The organism is Rothia sp. HMSC065C12 (assembly GCF_001812085.1).
GTDB classification, from domain to species: Bacteria; Actinomycetota; Actinomycetes; order Actinomycetales; family Micrococcaceae; genus Rothia; species Rothia mucilaginosa.
In genome coordinates this window covers 141,448-166,046 of record NZ_KV807671.1, presented here as the reverse complement: position 1 = coordinate 166,046, position 24,599 = coordinate 141,448, and the positions used below count along the sequence as shown (strand labels likewise).

Here is a 24,599-nt window from a genome sequence, read left to right as displayed (position 1 = left end):
GTTCTACTCGGAGAGCTGTACGGCAAGGGTTCTGCACCGAGAGTGCTACGGTGCGTCTGCACTGTGTTTCCAGTGCGCCTCCAGTGTGTCCATGCGGCGTAAACGTCAAGGTTCATGCCGATGGTGAAGAAACCTTCACTTATTGTCTCAACGATTCTTTATATAACCTAGTCAGACTCGTATTACGGAACATTACGCGTAAATAACAAAGTACCCAACCACAGAAAAAGGGAGCCGCACCGCCGCAGATAAACTGCAACGGTACGGCTCCCTCGGTAGAACCTATAGGTTCTTAGCTCCCGGAACCCTAGAATTCAGGTTTTTAGATTTCAGGGCTTTCCTTCAGCACACCCGTGCTGTAGCGGTACACGAACGCCGCCATAGCGTCGCGGTGCACCGGCTCCACGGGGCGGAACGAACCATCGGGCCAGCCGGTGGTCACGCCCTGCTCAGCCAGCCACGAGATCTCGCGGTAGAACTGCTTGTCGGTCGGAACGTCGGTGAAACGAGCCTGCGCGGGGGCAGTGTACTCGGGCGAACCCGCGTAACGGTAGAAGAACGCAGCCATCGCGTCACGGTTCACCGAACCCTCCGGGCGGTAGGTGCCATCGGGCCAGCCGGTCGTGATGCCCTGAGCCTTCATCCACTCAATCTCCTTGTAGTAGGGGTGGTTGAGCGGAACATCCGAGAAGCTCGGGGTGGACGGTGCGGTGTACTGCGGCGAGCCGCTCATACGGTAGAAGTACGCAGCCATGGTTGCGCGGTCCATGTTGTTCAGCGGGCGGAAGGTGCCGTCCTGGTAGCCGCGGTCAATCTGACGGGCAGCAATCCACGTGATTTCACGGTAGAACTGGTTATCCGCCGGAACGTCGGTGAAGCGTGCATCGTGGATGGTACGAGCCACCTTCACGACCTGCGCACGGTCGCCAGCGGCAACACCGTTAGCGGTCTTACGGCCGCTCAGGTCACCGGTCGCGTTGTGCATGTGCAGGAACAGAGCTTGACGCTCCTTGTTGTTGTTCTTGCGGTGAACGGTCAGCTGACCGCCGTCACGATCCACGAACAGGCCGGGCACACCCGACTCCTCACCGGTGAACCAAACACCGGGGTTGAAGGGGGAGTACTCGATAGCCGAGGTGGTGTCCACGTAGGGGTTGCCATCGTTGTGCCAGGTGTCGGTCTGCACCGTGTACTTGATGCTCTGAGCCTTCTCAGCGGTCAGGCCCAGGTCCTTCAGCGGCACACCCAGAATCATGGTGTTGGTGTCCATGATGTTGGTGTCGGTGTCGCCCCAGGCGCTGTTCAGCGGGTAGCGAGCCACCACGGTGGATGCGTTACCGGAGATGGACCAGACCTTCACCAGCGGGTAGTCCAGACCCTTCTCGCGGGTCACCTCCAGAACGTAATCTGCGGTGGAGTCGTTGTTCGTATCAATCTGCACCTGTACCTGACGGCCCCAGTGCATGCTGTCCCAGGTGCCCCAGGTCGAAATACCGAAGAACAGAGAACCATCGTTCGGGTTCTTGCCGGCAGCCTTCAACGCCGGAGCGTCCGAAGCGGCACCCACATACTGCAGGTCAACAGACTGGTTCGACGGTAGCTTCAGCTGACCGGACGGAATACGGTCACTGACCGCACCCAGCTCAAACGCACCCAGAAGCGAACGGTAACCGCCCTGGTTCAGGGTCGTACCGCGCAGAGTCACCGTGGACTCCTTATCGGCAATACCCTTGTAATCAATACGGGATGCATCAACGCGCATCTTCGAGACGGGCTTCGGCGCCACGTGAATCGACTGGCGGATCGCCTCGCGGCCATTCTCAGAGAAAATCAGGCGACCAGAAGCGCTCGCAATGTACTGGCGCTTACCGGCAGCCAGAGTCTTACCGGTCGTCCAGTCCTGAGCGACCTGGTCGGCGCTCATCGCCGGGTCCATGGTCTTCTCCAGCTTGGACGGGTCAATACGCACGGTCACGGTCACGTTCTTACGCTCACCGGCACCCACGCTCACCTGCTGCGGGTAGGAGTACTCCACACCCGGGATGGTCGTGCTTGCCTCGTAGCTCAGAGTGTAGGTGTGAGCCTGCGAATCGGTGTTGTCCAGCACGATTTCACGCTGAACAGTCTGAATACCCGAATCGGGGGTGTACTCCAGCACACCAAACGCGGTCGAAACACGCTCGGGGGTCTTCGCATCGTACGCAATGACCTTCGCGTCCACGGCGGCGCGAGCATTCACCATGCCCGTACCCACACGATCCACCGCGTACTGCGCACCCTGCTCATTCTTGATCGGGGTGGACGCGCCGTTCATCAGCGCAGCCTTAATCATCTGCGGGTTGTAATCCTGATGCGCCTGCATCACCAGAGCGGCAATACCGGTCACATGCGGGGTTGCCATCGAGGTACCGGTGAAGGAAACGCCCTTATTACCCGTGCCCACAGCGGCAGAGACAATCTCAGTACCCGGTGCCGCAAGGTCAGGCTTAATGAAGCCGTCAGAACCGTGCTGACCGCGAGCACTCGAGGAATTCAAATCAAAAGCGTGCGAGTGGGTGCTACGACCCGAAGCCTTGTAGTCCAGGTTCATCTCGACGGTTACCGGACCGGCAGCCAGAGCCTTCTCCAGGTCCTTCGTCGAAGAAGCAGTCAGACGCAGACCCGGAATGGTCGCATTACCACCAATGCCGATGGTGTAGCGCTCAGCCTTACCGGCCATCACCACACCAACACCGCCGGCAGCCTGAACGTTATCGAAACGCACCTTCGAACCGCACGGGAACGTCAAATCGTCCTGATCCCACTCGAAGTAAACCCACTTACCCTTCAAAGCCTTCGCCTCTTCAGCGGTGAAAGCCTCGCAAGCGTAACGGTTACGCTTCGGTGCGGCAACAACCTCGCCGCGCAGCTGATCAGCGGACGCCTTCGAATAATCGAAGTTCACCGAGTAATCACCCTGCAACCACTCCAAACCAGTCTTCGTGGTCACGCGGGCACGGTCAATCGGCTGAGTCGAACCGTAGGCGTTCGCCACCGACAGCGCCGCAGCCGCATTCGCCGGGCTACCCGAATCGGAGTAGGTGTCACCCACACCGTTGTAGTTATTGGCGTTACCGGCAGCAGCCACAGTGAACACACCCTGGCGCGCCATCGTATTAATCATGTACGACTCAGGGTCGTCAGCCGGAGCGAACTCGCCACCGAGAGACAGGTTCACAATGTCGGCGCGGTCAGAGAAATCACCGTCACCATTCGGGTCCATCACGGTATCAAGCGCCTTCATCACAACACTCGAATTGCCGTAGCAGCCGAACACACGAATCGCCAAAATCTGAGCATCAGGAGCAGTACCGGGGCCAATAGACATGCCCTTCAGCTGCTCCTCCGTCAGGTTCTTGTAATCGCCACGGTAAGTCGTACCGTTCGCCGTCACACCATAACCGGCGGCAGTACCCGCCACGTGCGTGCCGTGACCGCCAGAACCGAAACCATCCGGGCGGCAATCCAACGGGTTATTATCCGGCTGCGGAGTCGACTTCTCAGCCACCGACGCATTGTAGTCATCACCGACCAAGTCAATGCCGCCAATGAACTTATTACGATCGATCAGGCCCGAATCAGCGGACGGAAGCTCCGTCATCGCCTTAGCCTTCAGGTACGAATCCACCGTACCGGGGCCACCAAAATCAGCGTGCGTATAGTCAACACCGGAGTCAACAACCGCAATCTTCACGCCCTTACCCGTGTACCCCGTATTCTCACGAGTCCACGTGGCAAGAGTTTTCGTATCAATCTCGCTACCGGAGTTCATACGCTCCTTCGCGATAATCGGCGAAATACGCTCCACATCCGGGCGCTCCGCCAACGCACGAATCTGCGCAGCATCACCAGTAATCGCCGCACCACGCATCGCATTATGCGTGGTGTACATCAGCTTCGCGCCAGAAGCAGCCGCCACAGACTGAGCCTGCGACTGCACCTGAGCTGCAATAGCCTGCACCTGCGCCTGACGGTTCGCCGGCGCCTCCTTACGTGCCAGAACAGCCGCGGACTGGGTCTGCTCATACGCGCCCTTGCCCTTGAACTGCACATACACGGTGATTTGGCCTTCAGCCTTCTGCAGGCCCGGGCTGATACGCGAGGCAGCGTCACCGGATGCGCTCGCAGTGCTTCCTTCGACCTGCTGGGGGCTCTGAGCGTGAGCTGCAGAGAAAGTGGCGGGAACGCCGAGAGTAAGGGCAAGAGCTGCACTCAAACCGGTCGCACCGACAGCCTTCATTCTGCGGCGTGGCGCATGAGGCGTTGTCATGGAATCCTCCTTCGGATTTTCTGTTTTTCGATAGTGCTGTGTGCTCTGTGGTTATGTATCGGTGATGTGCGGAGGCGGCCCCACCGGCAGACGACGAGTGAGTGCATCCGCCGGTGAAACCGCCACCAAAACTTGAGAGGTTCCGGGATTTTCAGGCCCCGGACCCTGCCGGTTCCAGGTGCCCCTCCCACCCCATGCAGGAGGTGGGAGGGGACCCGAACCGTTCGCTACCGGTTAGCTACCGTCTAGCGGCCGGCCTGGTTAGCAACCTTCTCGGTGTAGCGGTAGATGAACGCCGCCATTGCGTCGCGGGCAATGGGGGTCACCGGGCGGTAGGTGCCGTCCGGCCAGCCGGTGCTGATGCCCTTCGAAGCCAGCCATGTGATTTCACGGTAGAACTGGTTATCGGTGGAAACATCGCTGAAGTGGCTGGTTGCGGGCAGATCCACGTGAGGGGAACCCGCTGCACGGTAGAAGAACGCAGCCATGGCGTCACGGTTCACCGGTGCGGAGGGGCGGAACGTGCCGTCCGAGTAGCCGGTGGTGATGCCCTGAGCCTTCATCCACTCAATCTCCTTGTAGAAGGGGTGCGTGGTGGGCACATCCTTGAAGCTCGGAGTGGAGGGGGCAGTGAACTGCGGGGAACCCTGCATGCGGTAGAAGAACGCCGCCATTGCGCCACGTTCCACAGACTCCAGCGGGCGGTAGGTGCCGTCCGGGTAGCCGGTGGTGATGCCGCGCTGAGCCAACCAAGAGATCTCGGTGTAGAACTGGTCGGTGTTCTTCACATCGGTGAAGCGGGACGGAGTGATGTACTCGGTCTGCTGCTCCTTGATGCTCAGCACCTCGGCGCGGCTGCCCTTGGCGCCGTTGGTGCCGGAGAGGTCGCCGGTGCCGTTGTGCAGGTGCAGCAGCAGCGCCTTGGCGGGGGCACCGGACTCGCCGAGCGCGGGGATTGCGTCAGCGGAGCGGTGCGCCGTCAGGGTGGTGGTGGAGGCATCCGGGTGGAGGCCAGCCACGGCGGAGGAGTCGCCGCTGAACCACAGCTTGGGGCTGAAGGGGCGGTACTTGATCCAGCCGGTTTCGCTGACGTTACCCCACTCGTACTGGGTGGTTGCGCTGACTCGGTACTGGATGTCCGGGTTGTTTGCGCTGGTCAGGCCCAGATCCTTGAGGGGTGCACTCATGATGAGGGTGTTGGTGTCCATCATGTTGGTGTCCACATCACCCCAGGCGCCGTTGAGCGGGTAGTAGCCGAGCTCGACGAGGTTGCCGTTCTTGTAGCCGTAGAGGCGAACCAGCGGGTAGTCCAGGCCCTTAGCGCGGTCGGTGACCAGCTTGTAGTCGGCGCGGTTGTTGCCGTCGGTGTCGATTTCTACGGTGAAGGTGTTCTCGTAGGAGACAACATCCCAGTTCGCCCAGGTGGAGATACCGAAGCGCAGGGTGCCGTCATCAGCGTTGCCGCCGGCTGCCTTCAGCGCGGGCGCATCCGAGGAAGCACCAACGTACTGCAGGTTCGCCTTAACGTTGCTGTTCAGCGACAGCGAGGTGGGGGCCACACGGTCCACGCTCGCACCGTACTCGAAAGCGCCGAGCAGGGAGCGGTAGCCGCCCTGGTTGACCTCGGTGCCGCGCAGCGAGATCTGGGACTTGGTCCAGCCGGTGTCTGCCTTCTGAGCCTCGTCGCTGGAGGGCTTCTGGGCGAAGGTGACGGTGTCTTCGGCCGCGTGCATGGTGCTCACGGGCTTGGGTGCCACGTGAACGGGCAGGCGCAGTGCCTTGGTGCCGTCTTCGGTGAGGACGAGTCGGCCGGATGCGCTGGCAATGTACTGACGGTACTGTTCGGGAACGGTTTCGTTGCCGGTGTAGTAGTCAGTTGCGTTCTGGGTGGTGTCCATTGCTGCATCGCGGGTCTTCTCCAGCTTGGACGGGTCGATGCGCACGGTGACTTCGAACTTCTTAGTTTCACCGGGTGCGAGGGTGACCGCGGAGGGGAAGGAGTATTCCACGCCGGGAATATTAGTGCTTTCAGCGTAGGACAGGGCGTAGGTGTGTGCCACGGAGTCGGTGTTCTCGACCGTCACCTCGCGGGTGAGGGTCTGAACGCCAGCATCCGGTGCGTACTCGAGTACACCGAAGCTCAGGGACACGGTGCCACTCTTGTCAGCGTTGTAGACGAGGGACTTCGACTGCACGGCAGCGAGGGTGTCGACTCGTCCGGCGCCCACACGGTCCACCGCGTATGCGGCACCGGATTCGGTGCGCACATCGTGGGTTGCGGTGTTCATGAGGGCGGACTTGACCTGTGCGGGGGTGTAGGTCGGGTGGCTCTGCATGACCAGGGCGGCGGAGCCGGTCACGTAGGGTGCCGCCATGGAGGTGCCGCTGAAGGTCACGGAGTTGTTACCGGTCGCTACCGCCGCGGAGGTGATGTACGAGCCGGGTGCCGCAATGTCGGGCTTGGTGTAGCCGTAGCTGCCGTGGAAGCCGCGGGCACTCATGGGGTTCAGCTGATCCAGCTTGTCGGTGTCCACGCGCAGGGAGGACTTCAGCTCGTTGCCGAGGCGCACGGTCAGGGGCTTACCTGCCGCTTCTGCTGCGGTGATCTGTGCACGCAGGTCCTTAGCGGCGGATGCTGCCAGGCGGAAGCCGGGCAGGGTATCGTTACCGGCAATACCCAGGCCGGGTTCTTCGTCATTGCCTGCAAGCAGCACGCCCTTGGCGCCTGCCGCCTCCAGGTTGTCGAAGCGCACCTTGGAGCCGCAGGCGAGCTCACCGTCGTCTTTAGCCCAGTCGATGAGCACCCACTTGCCCTTTACAGCTGCCGCTTCGTCGGCGCTGAGGGCGTTGCAGGCGTAGCGGTTGTTCTCGGAGATTGCGGTGAGTTCACCGGTGAATTCCTTGGTGCCCGCCTGTGCCCAGGGGTAGGAGACGCTGTAATCGCCGCGTACCTTGCGGGTGGTGCCGGTGGCGGGGTCGGTCAGCTCTGCCGCATCCACAGCACGGGTGGAGCCGTAGGCGTTAGCTACGGTGATTGCGCTGGCTGCGGTGGCGGGGTGACCGGAGTTGGAGTAGGTGTCGCCGCGCAGGCTGTAGTCGTTGGCGTTACCTGCGGAGATCACGGAGAGCACGCCGGCGCGGGTGAGCGCGTCAACGGCGTAGGCTTCGGGGTCGTCCTGCGGGGAGAATTCGCCACCGAGGGACATGTTGACCACATTCACACGGTCGGAGAAGTCACCGTCACCGTTGGGGTCGAGGGCACGGTCGAGCGCCTCGATAACGACGTTGGTGCTGCCGCTGCAACCGAAGACGCGGAAGGCGTAGATTTCAGCGTCGGGGGCGACGCCGGGGCCAATCTTCATGGTCTTGAGCTGCTCTGCGGTGAGCTTGCTGTAGTCGCCGGTGAAGGTGGTGCCGTCGGAGTTCACGCCGTAGCCTGCTGCGGTGCCCGCCACGTGGGTGCCGTGGCCGCCGGTGGTGCAGTCGAGCGGGTTGCCGTCGGGGGTTGCGGTGTTGCTGCCGTCGTAGGCGTCACCGACGAGGTCGTAGCCGCCAGCAACCTTGGTGCGGTTGATGAGTCCGGAGTCTGCGGAGGGCAGCTCGGTGAGCTTGGATGCCTTCTCGTAGTCTTCGAGCTTGCCGCTACCGCCGAAATCGGTGTGGGTGTAGTCGATACCGGAGTCGATAACGGCAATCTTCACGCCCTTGCCGGTGTATCCGCCTGCACCGGCGGGGTTGGTGGTGCCGGTCCAGGTGGCGAGGGAGCCTGCGTCAATAGCGGCACCCGCGTTCTGGCGGTACTTGGGCAGGATGGGCGAGATCTTCTCTACGTCGGGGCGGTTGGCGAGTGCCTTGATGGACTCTGCGTCACCGCGCACTGCCACGCCGCGTACCGCGTTGTGGGTGGTGTAGAGGACCTGTGCGCCGGACTGGCTGCTGACCTGCTGTGCCTGGCTCTGCACTTGGGAGGCGATTGCCTGCACCTGCGAGCTGGTGTTGACGGGTGCCTGCACGCCGGCGCGTACGCCTGCGGGCTGGGTCTGTTCAAAGGCGCCCTTACCCTTGAATCGCACGAAGGCGGTCACGGTGCCGCTGGCGTTCTTCATGCTTTCGCTGAGTACCTGCTTGACGGCGTCGGGGTCTTCCGCGGCGTGGGCGGTGGTGCCCAGGGCTGCGAGGGGGCTCAGTGCCATGCTGAGGGTGAGTAGCCCGCTGCCGATTCGGCGTCGGTGCGACCGGCCGCGGGGGTTTGGGGAGGCGGTGTGTTGCACGGTGCTCCTTTGCTTGGCTCCCGGGGTGTTTCTGGGAGGCTGGTGTGTTTTTCTGGTGGGTTCCAGCTGAGCTTGAACACACTAGATGTGAACTAGGATACACCTCAAAATGGCTTGTGAAGCGTTTATTACTTCTAAATGCATCAAATTGTGGACATGTTCGACCCTTTTCTTTTTCACGTTTTTCATTTGCACTCGGGTTCAGGTTCTTTTCAGGTTCGGTTGTTACTGTAAAACCATCTATTGAACATCTATCAAAAATGATGGGATAGGGAGGGTCGAACCGTGGTCAAACGACGCATTTCCCCGAAAGAGTCTGTCATGCACAGCTCCCACCTGCTGGCAGCCGGCAGCGCGCTGGAGGTCGAACCGGTCCCGCAGTACGGTCGACCGGGCCCCCTCCTAATTCCCATGAAACTGCTCAACGACCCCTCCGGTCATCAGGGGCAGATGAGCGCGGTCGCCATTCAGCAGCACCTCCCCGACGGGATAGGCCCGCAACGGAAAATCGTCGAGAAAATCTTGGCTGGCCCGGAACACCCGGTGGGCTATGTTCCGCTGAGTGAACAGCTGAAAAACGTGCGGTACACCAGGGCGATTTGGCCTTGTCTGGAGTCCTTGGTTGTGGTTCTCCTGGTGATTCTGCTGAACCCGTTTACGCTCGCTTCTTTGCTCTTTAATTCCCGTGCTACAGACACTGAATTCCTCGAAACAATCGTTCTCTTCCTGGTATTTTCTGGGGGCGTTATAGTTCTCTGGCTTATCCCTATTCTTTGGGCGGGTTTGCTGATCTCTGTGGTGAGTAAAGCAGTACGAAAGATTAGTGCTGCGTTGCGTGAGGGTACGACCTATGAGGATTTCTGGTTTTTCCTCGTGTATAACCGCCCTGTCGACAAGGGCTCCATGTACCGGTACGAGCTGGATGAAGAACCCAATCAGAAAATTATTGGCCCAAAAACACATGCCGCATTGAGCTCTCAGGAGTCGTCATGACCACTAATAACAACCAGCCCATCGAGGACCAGCTGGAGTTCTCGGATGAGCCGGTTCTGCTGATGTCACCGAAGGTCATCCACGGTCGCCCCCGCCCGAGGCTGCGGTGCATCGACAGGGGAGAGGTGCAGGGCATCCTGACCGAGGGCACGTCATCTGCCTGGAAAGTTGGCAAGGTGGTGGGCTATGTTCCCATCGAGAAGTCGCGCGAAACCTTCGACGCGAAGGGCTTCTTCACCGATTGGGACGGCTTCACCTGGTATGTCCTGGGGCCGCTGCTTCGGATGGTGTTCTGGGTAGCTCTCTTGATCACACCGGTGAGCCCAATGTTCCTCTCCCAAGGTCCTTGGGGAATAAGTGAGGAAATAGGGACGGTGATCTTAATGGTCATCTTTATCCCCCCGCTACTACTCATTGTGGGTTTCGTTGGCATTCTCGCAGGACTCTGGTGGCTGTTCCTCTGCGTAGGAAAGTTTCTGAAGGCCGTTGAGGATACCGTCGAGTCGATGCGCCTGCTCGTTAGGCAGCACAAGATTCAGCAGGATTTTCAATTCCGGCTGGTGTACGAGTGCACCCCGCTTGACGGTGGTTCAGCTACGGCGTTGCTGCACCGCATCTTTGAATCGCACCATGAGGAGGGATCATGACCACCGATAAGAATCATCCCGTTTCCCCTCATCAGCGCGTTTTGAAGGTGGCGCCGCAGGTGCATTACGGTCGCCCCAACCCGCAGCTGATGCGCATCCACGCGGATGATGTTCAGGGGACTCTCCCCCAGGGAGACTTACCGGAGGAACACGGCGGCGAGCTGGTCGGCTACAGCCCCCTGTCGGTTCCTTCCCGTAAGTCGAGTTCAGGGAAAGATGGAGTGGAGGCGGTGGTATGCCTGGCGTTGGCTATCGTGGCAAATCCATTCGTCTATATACTGGCAGGTCCTATTCTGGGCGAAGAAACCTTGGTGTCTCTTTTTGGTGCATCCCTAGGATTTTTGATGCTGAGCTTCGGTATTCTTCCGCTGGTGCTGCTCGTCTTCTCCTCGTGGGCTGTTATCAACTTCTTCGCTGTGATGGCGAAATCTACCGGGAAGCGTGAGACCGAGGAGAGATTCAAGTTCCGGTTGGTGTACGAGTGCACTCCGCCCTCTGAAACAAACCAGGAGGGCGACGCTTCGCCTCAGCAAGATGTTATCGACCAACCGGTGATGGACCCTGGCCCCCTGCCCACTTCGTTCCAGAAGCCGGGAGGATGGTTTCTGTTCTTGGGAGTTTCTATACTGAACCCCTATATTGCGGCGGCGATTCTCTCCGTCACCGCTCTGTTCGGGCGGGGAGAACTCGTCGCAGCTCTCTTTACTGCGGTGAATCAGGTGAGCGCAGGGCTCATGGGGATTCCCGGCATCATCTGGTGTATGGCGTGGATTCTGAGCCTTGTGCGGCTTAACGAATCGGACGAGGCGTAAGCAGATGAGCCACTGGCTCAAAGAACAGCCGCGGGATTGAGCTCCCGCACACTGAACACACACTTTAGACAACACAGCAGACACATAACAGCAGACAAGCATTGGAGGAGGTCACCGTGGTGGAGCATAGCGAAGCACCGAAAAACCCTCAGAACCCAACCGAGAAGAGCGATAGCGAGTATCAGCCGCTGTGGGATATGGATCAACCCGCCCCCGAATACTCGGCTTTGCTTCTTCACGGAACGCCGGTTCCCGCACCGACCGGGGATATTCCCGAGCCGGTGAAGGAGGTCCTGGAAATACAGAAGGCTCGTTCTGCATCCGCGCCTGCTGTCCCATCGGTTCCTGCAGCACCTGATTCTGCGGTGCCCAACCCTGCAGCGCCCAATTCTGCGGCGTCTACTCTGGCGGTTTCGGCTCCTGCGCCTTCTGTGCAGGCTGCGTACTTTTTCCCTTCGGCGATGGGTCACCCGGTGCTGAACCGGCCGCTGTATGGCCGCCCGGGCCCCACGATGCGCCGAATGTCCCCCATGGGCACGGATACTGGTGCATCTGCATACCAGCAGGTGCCAAGTGTGTTTCCCACCTGGCAGGAGGGGAAAGTAGCGGGTACACCACGACCTATTGGGTACATCTCAGCGACCCCACTTGCGGGTAAGGTGCGTGTATCAGACCTGTGGTGGAAGGCGTGGCCTGAGTTCATAGTGCTCTTCTTCGTGGGTGTGGTGTTTAATCCCCTGACTTATCTTCTGTTGGCTACTGTTACAGAGGATCCTAGCTTCGGTGGGTTTATTTTCTATTTCTTCCTGATGCTTTCTCTGGCGACATTTGGTCTTCCCCTGTTCTTGTGGGCTGGTGCGCTGATTTTTGCGCTACTCCGAGTGAGCCGAAAGTATCGGGCGCTGAAGTGGAAGGCCATGCCTCTCGGGTCGTTCTGGTTCTATCTGGTGTATGACCGCTTGCCTAGGGACGCCGAGGAGATGCAGTGGATCCTGGGTGCGGCGTCTTCGATGTCTTCGGTGGTGCCAGCCCCTCAGCCGCTGAGTGCCCCGAGCCCTACCTCAAGCCCTGTTCCAAACTCAGCTGATGCATCGTAGTCGACTTCCCGTGGGTCCCTGGGCTCCAGTGGTGCTAAACCCCCGGCAGTGTTAACACGTGCATGTTTGCGCTTGTCGGGGGCTTTTTCTCAGCTTTTATCAGGCAGGTTTCAAGGGACTGCCCAGCGCACGCTGGTACGGTGGTGCCACTAGGAGTATGTCTGGTAAGCGAAGGAGACGACCATGGCAGACCGACCCATTGAAAAGAAGGAAACTGCAAAGAAGGACGAGGCATACCAGCCCCTCTGGGACACCGACCAGTCCGTCCCGGAATACATGACGCTACTCATGGATCAGCAGACGCAGAAAAATGAAGACGCTACGCTCCACCAAGCATCCGACAACGAAGACGAAGAGCTAGAGCACCCCGACCCCGATTATGAATACGTTTACCCGGGTGCCCCCAAGCGCTACGACTCCGCGCGGAAAGACTCTCATGACACCGACGACAATGACACCGACGACATCGAAGAGCCGGAAGACGACGCATCAGAAGATACCCCGGAAGACACTCACGAATCCCGCAAGGACGACGATGCGAACCACCCGGTAGCGCTCGCCTCCACTCAGCCCGCTCAGTCCGCTCAGTCCGCTGGGTCCGCCCAGCCTGTACTCTCTGCCCGTGAGCGGGCGCAGGCAATGCAGACTCAAACGACGCACGCATACGGTGAATATGTTCGGCTAGAATCCCTCGGTTTGAGCCCGGGCGCTATCCTGCCGGTCATCCCCGATCTGCTCTTCGGCACCCCCGACTCAAAACTCATCGAAATGCGCCTGCTCGACCGCTCCCACGACGAGTCCGCACCCATGCAGGCGTGCGCCGCCCACCTGAACCCGGTCAAGGCTGAGGAGAACCCCATATCGCGGGCGGCAATGCTGCAACCGGTGGGCTACGTTCCAGTGAATAGGCCGCCGACAAGGTACAGCGTTGAAGGCTTGAAGAAGGAACTTGCCCTCTCGAACATTTGGCTTGCTGCCCTGCTGATACTGAACCCCTTCGTGTTGGCGCCTCTTGCCAGCATCGTAGACCCCGAATACGGGTTTATGGTCGCGTTCATTTTTATAGTGATTGGCGTGGGGTCAATCTTTGTGCTGCCGATTCTGTGGATCATGGGCATTGTTCGCCTCTTCAAACGCCGGAATCAGATAAATGACCTCATCGAGGAGGGGCAGACCCCGCCCACCGAGTTCTGGTACTACCTCGTGTACAACCGCCTGCCGGAAGGCTACACGGGCGTCAACGGCTTCACGAAGGAAGAAGAGGACTCTTTCTCGGTGTACGAGTTTCTGAAAAAGCAGGAACGCGCAAAGCTACACGAGGCTGTAGTACCGCGCGAGGCCTCCGCACTACAGAAGCCCGCCGCGCATCCCGCGCTCGCTGATGAAGAGAAACAGGACTAACCCCAAGCCAGCCCACACTGTATAACGACCTGTCCCTCCACGCACGTACCACCGCGTGGAGGGGCAGGGGCGTCTTTTTTGTGTCATATTCGGGTTTCTTTGTCTGTTGTCCGGCGAGGGTTAATATTCCATTTACTTTGCCTTGATAGGGTGAAACCATCACGAGCGTTGCGACTAAGCAGAGCGAGGCGGGCACCCTCCGAGAACGGCGAGTTAGCCTGCCGCCGCACCTCAACGATTAGCTGTATCCACTCATCGATAGATTAAGGAAAAGAACGATGTCCCAGAACCCTGAACAGTACAACCAGTACTCCCAGCAGGCACCCTCCTACTCGCAGGCGCCGGGTCAGCCGTCCAACGGTTACGTAGTCTCCTCCAAGGACGACCAGAACATGGCGATGCTCGCGCACCTGGCTTCTGCAATTCTGTCTCTGCTGTCCTTCGCATCCGCAAGTATTCTCGCGCCGCTGGTGATGTGGTTCATCTACAAGGACAAGCCCGGCTACGGCTTCACTAAGGAATCGGCACGCCGCGCGTTCAACTTCAACTTCTCCCTGTGGGTCATCAGCATGGCTTCCTGGCTGCTGATTATTCTGACCTTCGGCATCCTGGGCATCATCCTGTGGGTTGTCCCGCTGGTTGTGGCTATCCTGATGGTTATCTTCCACAGCCTGGCTGCTCTGGCCGCAAACCGCGGTGAGCAGTACACCTACCCGATGACCTTCATCGAGATCATCAAGTAGTCTTCATAAGCTCATACCGGTAGCGCCCCCGTCCGAATATCGGATGGGGGCGCTACTGTGCCCGGTGAGGCTCACCGGCACCGGATCCGGAACGCCTACCGCCCCGTAACACGGGACTTAAAGGGACGGGCACGGTATCATTAGAAGAGGTGTGCCTACCCGGATCATGAGGCGGTAGGTCGCCGCCGCGCCGTGAAATCCGGTGCGTATCTTCAAGGCTTTCAAGGAGCACAAAAATGTCAGCTGTCGTGATTGTGGGCGCCCAGTGGGGCGATGAGGGTAAGGGTAAGGCAACCGACCTGCTCGGCCCCCGCGTAGACTACGTGGTCAAGCCCAACGGCGGTAACAACGCCGGTCACACCGTGGTGGTGAACGGCCAGAAGTTTGAGCTGAAGCTGCTGCCCGCGGGTATTCTGAGCGATAACGCCGTCCCCGTGATTGGTAACGGCGTGGTTGTTAACCCCGAGGCTCTTTTCGCTGAGATTGACGGCCTTGAGGCCCGCGGCGCTGACACCTCCCGCCTGAAGATTTCCGCTAACGCACACCTGGTCGCACCCTACCACCAGACCATGGACAAGGTGACCGAGCGTTTCCTCGGCAAGCGCGCTATCGGCACTACCGGCCGCGGTATCGGCCCCGCCTACATGGATAAGGTTGGCCGCCTCGGCATCCGTGTTCAGGACATCCTGGACGAGTCGATTCTGCGTCAGAAGGTTGAAGGCGCACTGCGCCAGAAGAACGAACTGCTGGTGAAGGTCTACAACCGCCGCCACGTTGAGGTTGACGAGATCGTCGAGTACTTCATGTCTTACGCTGAGCGCCTGAAGCCGATGATTGTGGACACCACCCAGCTGCTGAACAAGGCACTGGACGAGGGTAAGACCCTGCTGATGGAGGGCGGCCAGGCAACCTTCCTGGACGTTGACCACGGCACCTACCCGTTCGTGACCTCCTCCAACCCGACCTCCGGCGGCGCGTGCGTCGGTTCGGGGGTGGGCCCGACCCGCATCTCCCGCGTGATTGGTATTCAGAAGGCGTACACCACTCGCGTGGGTGCTGGCCCCTTCCCGACTGAGCTGTTCGATGAGATGGGCGAGTTCCTGCGCACCACCGGCGGCGAGTTCGGCGTGAACACTGGCCGCCCGCGTCGTTGCGGCTGGTACGACGCCGTGCTGGCGCGTCAGGCTGTGCGCATCAACGGTTTCACCGACCTGTTCATCACCAAGCTGGACGTGCTGACTGGCCTGGATAAGATCCCGGTCTGCGTGGCTTACGACGTTGACGGTGTGCGCCACGACGAGATGCCGATGACTCAGACCGAGTTCCACCACGCTAAGCCGATTTTCGAGTACTACGATGGCTGGACCGAGAACATTTCGGATGCGAAGAGCCTGGATGAGCTGCCCGAAAACGCCCGCAAGTACGTGCTGAAGCTGGAAGAGATTTCTGGCTGCCGTATTTCTGCGATTGGTGTGGGCCCGGACCGCGACCAGACCATCGTGGTCCGCGACCTCATCAACGAAGACTAAGCGCAATAGCTCAATACGTGCAAGCCCCCGGAGGGTGCCTTACAGGTGCCTTCCGGGGGCTTTTTCTATGCCGGGTGCACGCGCGGTGCACATGACCAGGCGGGGTGCATACCGTATGCTGGAAGGAGCGCCTCGCACACGTGGCGCCAAAGCGTTCAGAGGAGAAAAACGATGTCCTATATCACCGGAGCTATCTACCCGAGCTCGGACCGCCCTCAGCTGGGTGCCACCGAGGAAGAAACCCTCCGCGCCTACGCGGACAAGAACACCGCCGTAGCCCTCGGATACGCCAACCCCGACATCCACGAACTACACGCCCTGCAAAAAACCTTCAACCTGCACGAACTCGCCATCGAAGACGCCACCCGCGGCCACCAGCGCGCCAAGCTCGAACGCTACGGAGACTCCCTCTTCGCGGTCATCCGCCCCGCCATCTACCTCGACAAAGAAGAAGAAGTGCGCCTCAGCGAACTGCACCTCTTCACCGGCCCCCGCTACACCCTCGCACTCGTTCGCGACGAACAGCGCATCAACGACAAGTTCAACCTGCTCTACGCCACCCCCGATGCATCCCCCGCCCGACTGCTGCACCGCATCCTCGACAGCACCGTCGACAGGTACGCCCCCGTGCTCGAGGGACTCGAGAACGACAACGACGAGATTGAAGACATCCTCTTCTCCACCAACGACCGCCAAGACGCCAACTCCCTGGCGCAGCGCATCTACGAGCTACTCAACCAGGTGATTGACTTTCAGCGAGCCTGCCGACCCCTCGAACCGATGATGGGTCGCATCATTGAAGGCCTACGCACCGGCGCGCTCGACCCGTCCCCCTACCCGGGCGCGAGCCAGGGCGAGGTTGAAGACGAGGCCGTGGAACTTGCCCGCCAATTCCGTAATGTGCTCGACCACGTGGTGCACACGAAGGAACGCCTTGAGGATCTTCGTAGCTCCCTCGAAAACGCCCTGCGCGTGCACGACACCCTGCTCGGTCAGCAACAGAACGACGACACCAAGAAAATTTCCGCCTATGCGGCGCTACTCATGGTGCCCACCATTGTTGGCTCGGTGTACGGCATGAACTTTGAGGTCATGCCCGAGCTCAAGTGGGAGTTCGGCTACCCCGCCGCACTGCTACTCATGGTGGGTTCCTGCCTGCTTCTCTACTGGTTCTTCAAGAAGAACAAATGGCTCTGATATGCGTGTATGCCGCATAAGGCATACACGATATACCTTATGCGGCGCGGTCGTACTGGGCACGCATCGCGCGGCGGCAATCACGACGCTCACGCTTGAACTTCTTACACACAGCCTCCGAATCAGCAAACATGTAGAAGTCCTCCGGCTCAGCCGACAGGCCCAAAGTCGACAGCTCAACCAGCGACAGCATCGCGTAGAACATCTCGCGGCGCAGCTCAAAATTGCAGGCACCCGGAGCGGACTCCACCGCAAACACGCCGCCGGTGCACTCCAGCGCACGCATTGCCCAGTGCTGAGTCCACAGGTCACCATTGACCGGGCTCACGCCCAGGCGAGTCAACGCCAGGCCGGTACCCTGCACACGCTCAAAGCGCAGGCACATCTCCAAGTCCTTTTCCAGGGGGAACACGAACAGCAGAGCGTTCTGCGCCGCCGCACGCAGCTCAGCCAGGTTCGCCTCATAACCGGAAGCACCCTGAGTCAGGTGACGCATCACGCGGCCCATCGTCGAAGACGCCGGCGCGGTGCGGAAGCACGAACCGTCAGCCACCAGCTGCTCCAGAACGCCGCGGAGCTCCTCCACGTTGAAACGCTCCATACGGACGATGGTGCCCGCCTGCATCAGCAGGTTGAACTCTGCATCACGGCACAGCTGCTCATCGGCGGTGCAGGAAATCTCTGCGTTTGCGTACTGGCTCTCGTGAGTGGTGTTTTCCATGACCGTTCCTTCCGTAGATGCTGAATCAACCTAGCGGCAACACCGCAGGAGACGGCGTGCCCGGTCGGAAGAATCGTCCCTTCCAACACCTACACTCTATGAGCGACCCCTGACACGATAAGCAGTTTTTAATCTACCCCGGGGTAAAACTGGGAAAATTCTGAAAAATTCTGAAACCACCCGTGAAACCCCGTGAAACAGAGAAAACCGGGTGCCCCCACAGTCGGGAGCACCCGGTCACTCATACGGAATAGACGGCGCAACTAGCGCTGACGGTACAGCAACCACAGCATATACATGCCACCCAACGCGCCCGTCACCAGGCCCACCGGAATCTGGAACGGCGCCAACGCACGAGCCGACACAAAATCAGCCAGCACCAAAATCACCGAACCCAGCAACGCCGAATGCCACATCGCCGTACCCGGAGTGTTCCACAGGCGGCGCGCAATCTGCGGGGCAACCAGCGCCAAGAAACCAATCGGGCCCGCAACAGAAATCGCCACAGCCACCAGCAACACGGCGGCTGCGACCAGCAGGTTCACGGTCTTCTTCACAGGCAGACCCAAACCCGCCGCCAAATCGTCGCCGAGCTCCAAGGTGCGCAAGCGGCGCGTCAGCATCAGCACCAGCGGAATAGCCACCAGCAACAGCACCGCCTGCACCGACATCTGATTCCACGAGATGGCATTCAGCGAACCGTGCTGCCAGGTCTTCGCCGCCTCCGCCTTCTCCAAATCACCGCGCGTAATCAGGTAATCATTCACGGAACTGAGCATCGCACTCACCGCAATACCAATCAGCACCATCTTCTGACCCATCGTCGCGCCACCGCGCGCACCCGCCAGAAGCATCACCACAGCCGCCGTCGCAAAACCGCCAATAATAGCGCCCATGCCCATACCCACGCCGGTAGAACTCAACGACCCAATCAGCACCACAGACAGGGCACCGGTCGCCGAACCCACCGTGAAGCCGATAATATCCGGCGAGCCCAGAGCATTACGGGAAACCGACTGAAAAATAGCGCCCGACAAGCCCAAAGCCGCACCTACCACCACGGCGGCAAGCATACGCGGCAGGCGCTGATTCAACACCAGCTGGCGCTCAATCTCCGTGCCCTCACCCTGAAAAATTAGGCGAAACACCTGATCAGGGCTCATCTGATAACTACCAAACACCAGGGAGGCGACCGCCGCCACCATAAGCACCGCCACCACCAGCAGGGTACGCGGAATAGGGGTGCGGTAACGCCCCGGGATACGCACAGACCCGGCTACAGAACGAGACACAACGCTCACAATAAAACCTCTCAGAAACCGGGACCTACGAACCAAACGCGCCAGATGAACCAGACGAACCACGCGCAACAGGGCGCTGAGCACGATGCGGACCGTGCTCCGACACATGAGCTGGACCCGATTCATCGTGCGCCTGCGCCTTCGCACCCATGCGGCCCTTCTTCGCACCGCGCGCACCCGTACTCAATCGCAGCACCAGAACCATTAGCACCGGGGCACCAATAAAGGCGGTCACAATACCCACCTCAAGCTCACTCGGCATCACCAGAACGCGACCCAAAATATCGGAGGCAAGTACCAACACCGGGCCGTACACCAGCGACAGCGGCAGCACACGCGCAATATCGGAACCCACCAGCAGACGCACCACATGCGGCACGACCAGGCCCACAAAACCAATCGGGCCCGCAACCGCAGTCGCCGCACCACACAGTGCCATGATCGCAATAATCGTCGCGCCACGCACCATTGTCACCGGCACACCCAGGCCGGCTGCCGCATCCTCTCCAAGTGCCAGGGCACGCAGAGGACCAATCAGCATGAACGACAGCACCAAACCCAACGCCACAAAGGGCAGCGCAGACAGCACCTGCTCAAAGGTGCGGTTCTCCAGCGAACCCACCACCCAGAAACGGTGCGAATCAAAAGCCTTCGAATTAAACATCGTGATAATGCCGGTAATCGTGCCCAGGCAGGCATTCACCGCCACACCCGTCAGCACCAGACGCGCCGTCGAATCCAGGTTCGGTTTAGAATCCACCAGGCCCATGACGAACACCAGCGCCGCCGCCAGACCCGAACCGGCCAGCGCCAGCCAGAGCTGAACGAACGGGGACGACACCCCAAAAACGCCCACACCGACCACCACGGAGGCGGCAGCACCCGAGTTCACACCCAGCAGACCCGGCTCAGCCAGCGGGTTACGGCTCAACGCCTGCATGAGCACACCCGACACCGCCAACGCGGCACCCACCAGCAACGCCGCGGCGGTACGCGGGGCACGCTTCGCCCAAATCAGCTTCGACTCGATGGTGTTCGCCTCCGGGTGGAGGAAACCGTCAATGGAGCGGTCCAGGGTGAACAGGCGCGAACCCACCGTAAACGACAGGGCGCAAAGCAGCACTAGCAGAACGCCGCCAATAATGAGCGCAACCGCCAGACGCGAGATAGACTTGCCACCCTGACCGCCAGAGGAGGCGCCAGATACGGCGTCCGAAGAAGCGGAGAGGGCACGAATTTTCGCCAGGGAAGCAGCGCTAACGGCGGGTCCGGAAGAGGGGGAGGTCTGTGGTGTCATAGGCTTTGGAGGTGGTGGGGGAGCGGTGTGCTCCCGTGCGGACGGAGGATGCTTAACGTATCAATAGATGAGTATTAAGTATCGCATATGCATATATGAGGTTATCCTAATAATATGGCAAATATGACGAACAAGATCACCCGCCGCTCCTTCGGTGCACTCGCACTCGGTTCCTTCGGTGCCCTCGCCCTGGCAGCTTGCGGTTCCTCCAACACTTCCGGCTCTTCCTCCTCCGCGTCTGCTTCTGCGACCGGTAAGAAGGTTGCACCCTCCGCCCTGCCCTCCGGCATGGGCACCACCACCGTTGACGGCGAATTCCCCCGCACCGTCAAGCACTTCCGCGGTGAAACCACCATCAAATCCGCACCCTCCAAGGTCGTGATTCTCTCCACCGGTCAGCTCGACGGCGTGCTTTCCCTGGGCATCGTGCCCGTCGGCGCGGCAACTGCCGGTGACGCCGACCTGGTCCCCGCCTACCTGAAGACCAAGTTCTCCGATAAGTCCGCAGAGCTCGACAAGATTGCCAAGGTCGGTAAGCGCACCGACCCGGACGTTGAGGCCATCGCAAACCTCAAGCCCGACCTGATCCTCATCAACAACACCAACAAGAAGGACGAGCTGTACGAGTCCCTCGCCAAGATCGCGCCGACCGTGGTCACCGAGGGCACCGGCGTCAACTGGAAGCAGGACTTCCTGCTGATTGCCGCCGCGCTGGGCACCACCGAGAAGGCTGAGAAGCTCATGGAGGAGTACAACACCAAGGCGAAGTCGGTCGGTCAGAAGACCGGCAGCGAGAAGACTTTCTCCTTCCTGTACGCTTCCGCTGACCGCACCCGCATCTTCGCGAAGTCCTCGTTTGTGGGCTCCATCTGCGCGGATGCGTCCCTGGCACGTCCCGCAGCTGCGCAGGTTGAGAAGACCTCCATCGACCTGAGCTCCGAGCAGCTTGACCAGGCTGATGGCGACTACCTGTTCTACGGTGTGCAGGGCGGCGACGAGTCCAAGCTGACCGGTGAGGCACTGTGGAGCACCCTCAAGGCTGTTACCGAGAAGCACGCGCACAGCGTGGATGCTGACATGTTCTTCCTGAACGCTGGCCCGGCTGCCGCGCTTGGTGTTCTGGAGACCATCGAGAAGGCGCTCTAAAGGTTCTAGCCTCTCGTAGAGATTCGTAGAGATTCGCCGGGAAGCCCCGCGTTCTTACCTCTCATGCCTGCGCATGAGGGTGAGGAGGCGGGGCTTTCTGCACGCTTGGCACCTGCTTTCGCACCTGATTGTCGCCGCCGGATGCACTCGTGACCGGAATTGGTGCGCGCCCGCCGGAAATAGGGTCTAATGGGGGTAGAAGGCGCCGCGGTACCGTTGCCTCACGCCTTCACACGGAACATTTCACACCGATTAATTCACCGACGAAACGAGTACATCATGCCGATGAATAACCCCTCCGAAGAGACCCTGGCGCAGGCACGCAGCGTCATTGACGCGCTCAACGAGCGTGGCGCGCGTAAGCAGGCGATTCGACTGAAGGTAAGCAGCCCGGACGCGCCGCTGCCGCAGACCGCCTCCAAGTTTGGTGGCCGCCCGTACTTGCCCGCTGGCGAGTCTGCGCCGACCAATGAGAAGGGCGAACCGCTGGGCATGATCGCGCAGATTAACTGCGCCGACCTGCCCGAAAACGATATTTACCCGGCGACCGGCATGCTGCAGTTCTGGATCGACCCGAACGACGAAGAATGCATGTGGGGGTACGACTACGAGAACCCGCTTTCGCAGAAGAATCACCGTGTTGTCTACTACGAGACGCTGGATGAACCGAACCCGGATGTGCAGTTCCCGGTTCCATTCCCGATCATCGACTGGGGTGATTACGGCTGGCCTTTGGGACCTGAGGGCATGGATGTTTCTGAGGCAACCACCGAGTACGCACTTGCCTTCGAGACCTGGGAGCAGGGCTTCCTGGATGGCGGCTTCGAAATCTACGACCAGTTCGCTGACACCTGGGATGAAATGTACCCGGATCAGAAGCTGCCCGAGGAACCGAACGCACGCGGTGACGCCTCCTACAATCTGCTGGAGCCCTTCGAATCGGAGGAGAGGGATTACTCGCATATTGGCGGCTACCCCTCGTTCGTGCAGGAGGACCCGCGTGACGAGTTCGAGGAGTTGAGCGGCCACACCGTGAACCTGCTGACTATCGAATCGGAGTGGGGTGAGGACGCTGAGGAGGGCGTGTACGTGATGTGGGGTGACGCTGGTGCGGCGAACTGGCTGATTACTCCGGAGGCGCTTGCTGCCCGCGATTTCTCGCAGGTCGTCTTTGAGTGGGCTTGCGGCTAAGAATTAGCGGTACAACTTTATCCAGGAATGTTGTGAATTTATTCTTCGCAACGTCATAACAACATCATGGCAAGACTTGTCATGATGTTGTTATCATCCTGCGATGATGTTGATATGATGCGATATTTTCCTCGCGCCTTGAACCTTAAAAACCCCGGAATTACAGGCTAAAACCGGGTATTTTATCGGCACTCATTGACCGCACATCATAACAACTGTCATAACAACTTCTGCTATGACAGTTGTTATGACGGCTGATATGACCAGCTCGAAATAGATAATTCTTGCATAAAAATTCTATATGTAATTTCGTTAGTTATTAATCTTCTTTAGAAAGGGGAGGTCGTAAATGTCTGATAATACTCTTGAGATTGGCCAGGTTAGAGTGGGATGGTTATACCCCGGTGAGGTAGAAGAGGGGAAAGGAATCCCAACTACTCTAGTACGGGATAAACATCGAATTCGGGCGCTAATTCCGGTGACAAGCCGCTATTCTTCAAGTCCTGCAGCACGATGGAAATCGGAGCATTTTGTCTTCGGTGATGACCCAAAACGAACAGAGTATCAATATGATACTCCTGAAAATATGTATTTCGTTGATAATCTAGGCAGGGTCTTTCTTATGGGCTGTAGATCTTCTGGAGTCAGTGAGAGAATTGGTTTTAAGAGATACGGCGGAATTCTGCAAAAGGTTTCAGTTAGTGCGGCAATCTTTTCATCATGGAAATATGATACAAGCTCTTTTAATGGTTATCAGACGGAAATTGAAAATTTATCTCAATGGTTCCATATGGATACCCTAAAAACAAAATCGGTATATGAAGAAAAGGATGGCCGGTATCGCATAAAATATGTGGAGACAAGAGCTTCATCTGCGGGGGAAATAATAATTGATGAGTCGAGGGGGCTGAAATTTAAATCCGACTTTACGGTTGTTCCTAATAGCTCTTCAACTAAAGTTGTGTATGAATCTCACGATGTTCTAGAGTCGTACCGTGATGAAATCATTCCGTTTATTAAAGGTATGAAAGAGCATGATGCTATTAGAGATTTGCTGATGATTTCTTCATGGAGTGTTCATCAGTTTGTCTCGATTGCAGTCTCTCGCGATAATGATAGGGGAAACTTAGGTGCTATTGCGTGGAGGAATGTTATTTCGGAGCGGTGGGAGACGACTAAAAATATTGATATTGATAATAAAGATTTTATATTTACATACAATGATATTGAATCTGATGGGGTTAGAAAGTGGCTTGAAATTTCTGAAAAATATCCACGTGCGTTAAATCCGATTCTCACTACCATTAGGTGGGATACCGGGACAGTTGAAAATGAACTCTTTAATCTCTGTTCAGGTGTTGAAGCGCTCGGGCGATATATATATCAGGAGAGTCCTGGCAAATCACTTGGTGGAAGTAAGAATGGTAAAATTTATCTACACAATGCGTTGCAAAATATTATTAATCAGATTCCAAAAGGTGTTTTGCCCTATGTGAAAAAATTTGAAAATTCACGTAATGGAAAAGTTGTTAATAGCCTTCCCGAATGGGCGGATAAAATCAATAATTCCTACAATTCGGTAAAACATTATGGTGACGAAGAGATTAATTATGAAAATATCTTTGAGTCAATTGATCTGCTGAGGATTATTATTGTTTCATGGGTTGGAACGCAGCTCGGTGCTAAGCCTGAAATTTTACGGGATAGTCTAATCAATAAAAATTATGAATTTAGAAAATATCTTCCCCCTCTGGACGATGCAGGGTATGTGATAGAAGAACAGGAACTCGAGCAAGAGTCGGACCCTGCAGAATAGTGCAGTGCAGTGGTAGGTGGGGTTGAGGTTATGAGCCTCAACCCCGCCCGTCATAATCCGCAATAAACGACATATAGGTACCCGCACTTGGTGCACCCCGCCGCCGGTGGCACAGTATAAAGTCGAGC

At 58.5% G+C, this 24,599-nt stretch carries 16 protein-coding genes; 11 read left to right on the top strand and 5 right to left on the bottom strand.

Annotated elements, in window-relative coordinates:
* Positions 1-322 precede the first annotated feature (322 nt).
* Complete coding sequence (locus HMPREF2836_RS02035; RefSeq protein WP_070629276.1) at positions 323-4,309, bottom strand: S8 family serine peptidase; 3,987 nt, start codon at positions 4,307-4,309, stop codon at positions 323-325.
* A gap of 245 nt (positions 4,310-4,554) precedes the next feature.
* The gene (locus tag HMPREF2836_RS02030; RefSeq protein WP_141752091.1) at positions 4,555-8,502 is read right to left on the bottom strand and encodes a S8 family serine peptidase; all 3,948 of its coding nucleotides are present in this window, start codon (positions 8,500-8,502) and stop codon (positions 4,555-4,557) included.
* A 399-nt stretch (positions 8,503-8,901) separates the two neighbouring features.
* Between HMPREF2836_RS02030 and HMPREF2836_RS02025 the strand changes: the two genes are divergently transcribed.
* The 8 genes from HMPREF2836_RS02025 (at position 8,902) to HMPREF2836_RS01990 (ending at position 16,999) form a co-directional block, all read left to right on the top strand.
* Positions 8,902-9,573, top strand: a complete 672-nt coding sequence (locus tag HMPREF2836_RS02025; RefSeq protein ID WP_049340154.1) for a hypothetical protein — start codon at positions 8,902-8,904, stop codon at positions 9,571-9,573.
* Complete coding sequence (locus tag HMPREF2836_RS02020; protein ID WP_070629274.1) at positions 9,570-10,220, top strand: hypothetical protein; 651 nt, start codon at positions 9,570-9,572, stop codon at positions 10,218-10,220. The genes HMPREF2836_RS02025 and HMPREF2836_RS02020 overlap by 4 nt, the downstream gene beginning before the upstream one ends.
* Entirely contained in the window at positions 10,217-11,032 is an 816-nt protein-coding gene (locus HMPREF2836_RS02015; RefSeq protein WP_070629273.1) for a type VI secretion protein, read from the top strand. Before HMPREF2836_RS02020 ends, HMPREF2836_RS02015 begins: the two co-directional genes overlap by 4 nt.
* Before the next feature lie 116 nt (positions 11,033-11,148).
* On the top strand, positions 11,149-12,129 hold the full coding sequence (locus HMPREF2836_RS02010) for a hypothetical protein (RefSeq protein ID WP_070629271.1): 981 nt from the start codon (positions 11,149-11,151) through the stop codon (positions 12,127-12,129).
* A gap of 183 nt (positions 12,130-12,312) precedes the next feature.
* Positions 12,313-13,530: a pyruvate ferredoxin oxidoreductase gene (locus HMPREF2836_RS02005; RefSeq protein WP_070629269.1), complete on the top strand. Its 1,218-nt coding sequence runs from the start codon at positions 12,313-12,315 to the stop codon at positions 13,528-13,530.
* Between the two features lie 278 nt (positions 13,531-13,808).
* Positions 13,809-14,273 (top strand): DUF4870 domain-containing protein, encoded by a 465-nt coding sequence (locus tag HMPREF2836_RS02000; protein WP_070615428.1) that lies wholly within the window; start codon positions 13,809-13,811, stop codon positions 14,271-14,273.
* Positions 14,274-14,509: 236 nt separating this feature from the next.
* On the top strand, positions 14,510-15,802 hold the full coding sequence (locus tag HMPREF2836_RS01995; protein WP_070629267.1) for an adenylosuccinate synthase: 1,293 nt from the start codon (positions 14,510-14,512) through the stop codon (positions 15,800-15,802).
* A 171-nt stretch (positions 15,803-15,973) separates the two neighbouring features.
* Positions 15,974-16,999, top strand: coding sequence for a magnesium and cobalt transport protein CorA (locus HMPREF2836_RS01990; RefSeq protein ID WP_070629265.1), 1,026 nt, complete (start codon positions 15,974-15,976; stop codon positions 16,997-16,999).
* A 37-nt stretch (positions 17,000-17,036) separates the two neighbouring features.
* Here the strand turns inward: HMPREF2836_RS01990 and HMPREF2836_RS01985 are convergent, their stop codons facing one another.
* The 3 genes from HMPREF2836_RS01985 to HMPREF2836_RS01975 form a co-directional block, all read right to left on the bottom strand.
* Positions 17,037-17,720, bottom strand: a complete 684-nt coding sequence (locus HMPREF2836_RS01985; protein WP_070615434.1) for an integrase — start codon at positions 17,718-17,720, stop codon at positions 17,037-17,039.
* A gap of 263 nt (positions 17,721-17,983) precedes the next feature.
* Entirely contained in the window at positions 17,984-19,021 is a 1,038-nt protein-coding gene (locus tag HMPREF2836_RS01980; protein WP_083309143.1) for a FecCD family ABC transporter permease, read from the bottom strand.
* Between the two features lie 25 nt (positions 19,022-19,046).
* Positions 19,047-20,318: a FecCD family ABC transporter permease gene (locus HMPREF2836_RS01975; RefSeq protein ID WP_070593092.1), complete on the bottom strand. Its 1,272-nt coding sequence runs from the start codon at positions 20,316-20,318 to the stop codon at positions 19,047-19,049.
* Positions 20,319-20,441: 123 nt separating this feature from the next.
* On the opposite strand from HMPREF2836_RS01975, the gene HMPREF2836_RS01970 reads away from it, so the two are divergent.
* From HMPREF2836_RS01970 to HMPREF2836_RS01960, 3 genes are all read left to right on the top strand, one after another.
* Complete coding sequence (locus HMPREF2836_RS01970) at positions 20,442-21,464, top strand: ABC transporter substrate-binding protein (RefSeq protein WP_065423905.1); 1,023 nt, start codon at positions 20,442-20,444, stop codon at positions 21,462-21,464.
* Positions 21,465-21,743: 279 nt separating this feature from the next.
* A complete protein-coding gene (locus HMPREF2836_RS01965; RefSeq protein WP_070629263.1) occupies positions 21,744-22,655 on the top strand; it encodes a YwqG family protein in 912 nt (303 codons plus the stop codon).
* A 349-nt stretch (positions 22,656-23,004) separates the two neighbouring features.
* Complete coding sequence (locus tag HMPREF2836_RS01960; protein ID WP_141752090.1) at positions 23,005-24,471, top strand: ApeA N-terminal domain 1-containing protein; 1,467 nt, start codon at positions 23,005-23,007, stop codon at positions 24,469-24,471.
* Positions 24,472-24,599: the final 128 nt, after the last annotated feature.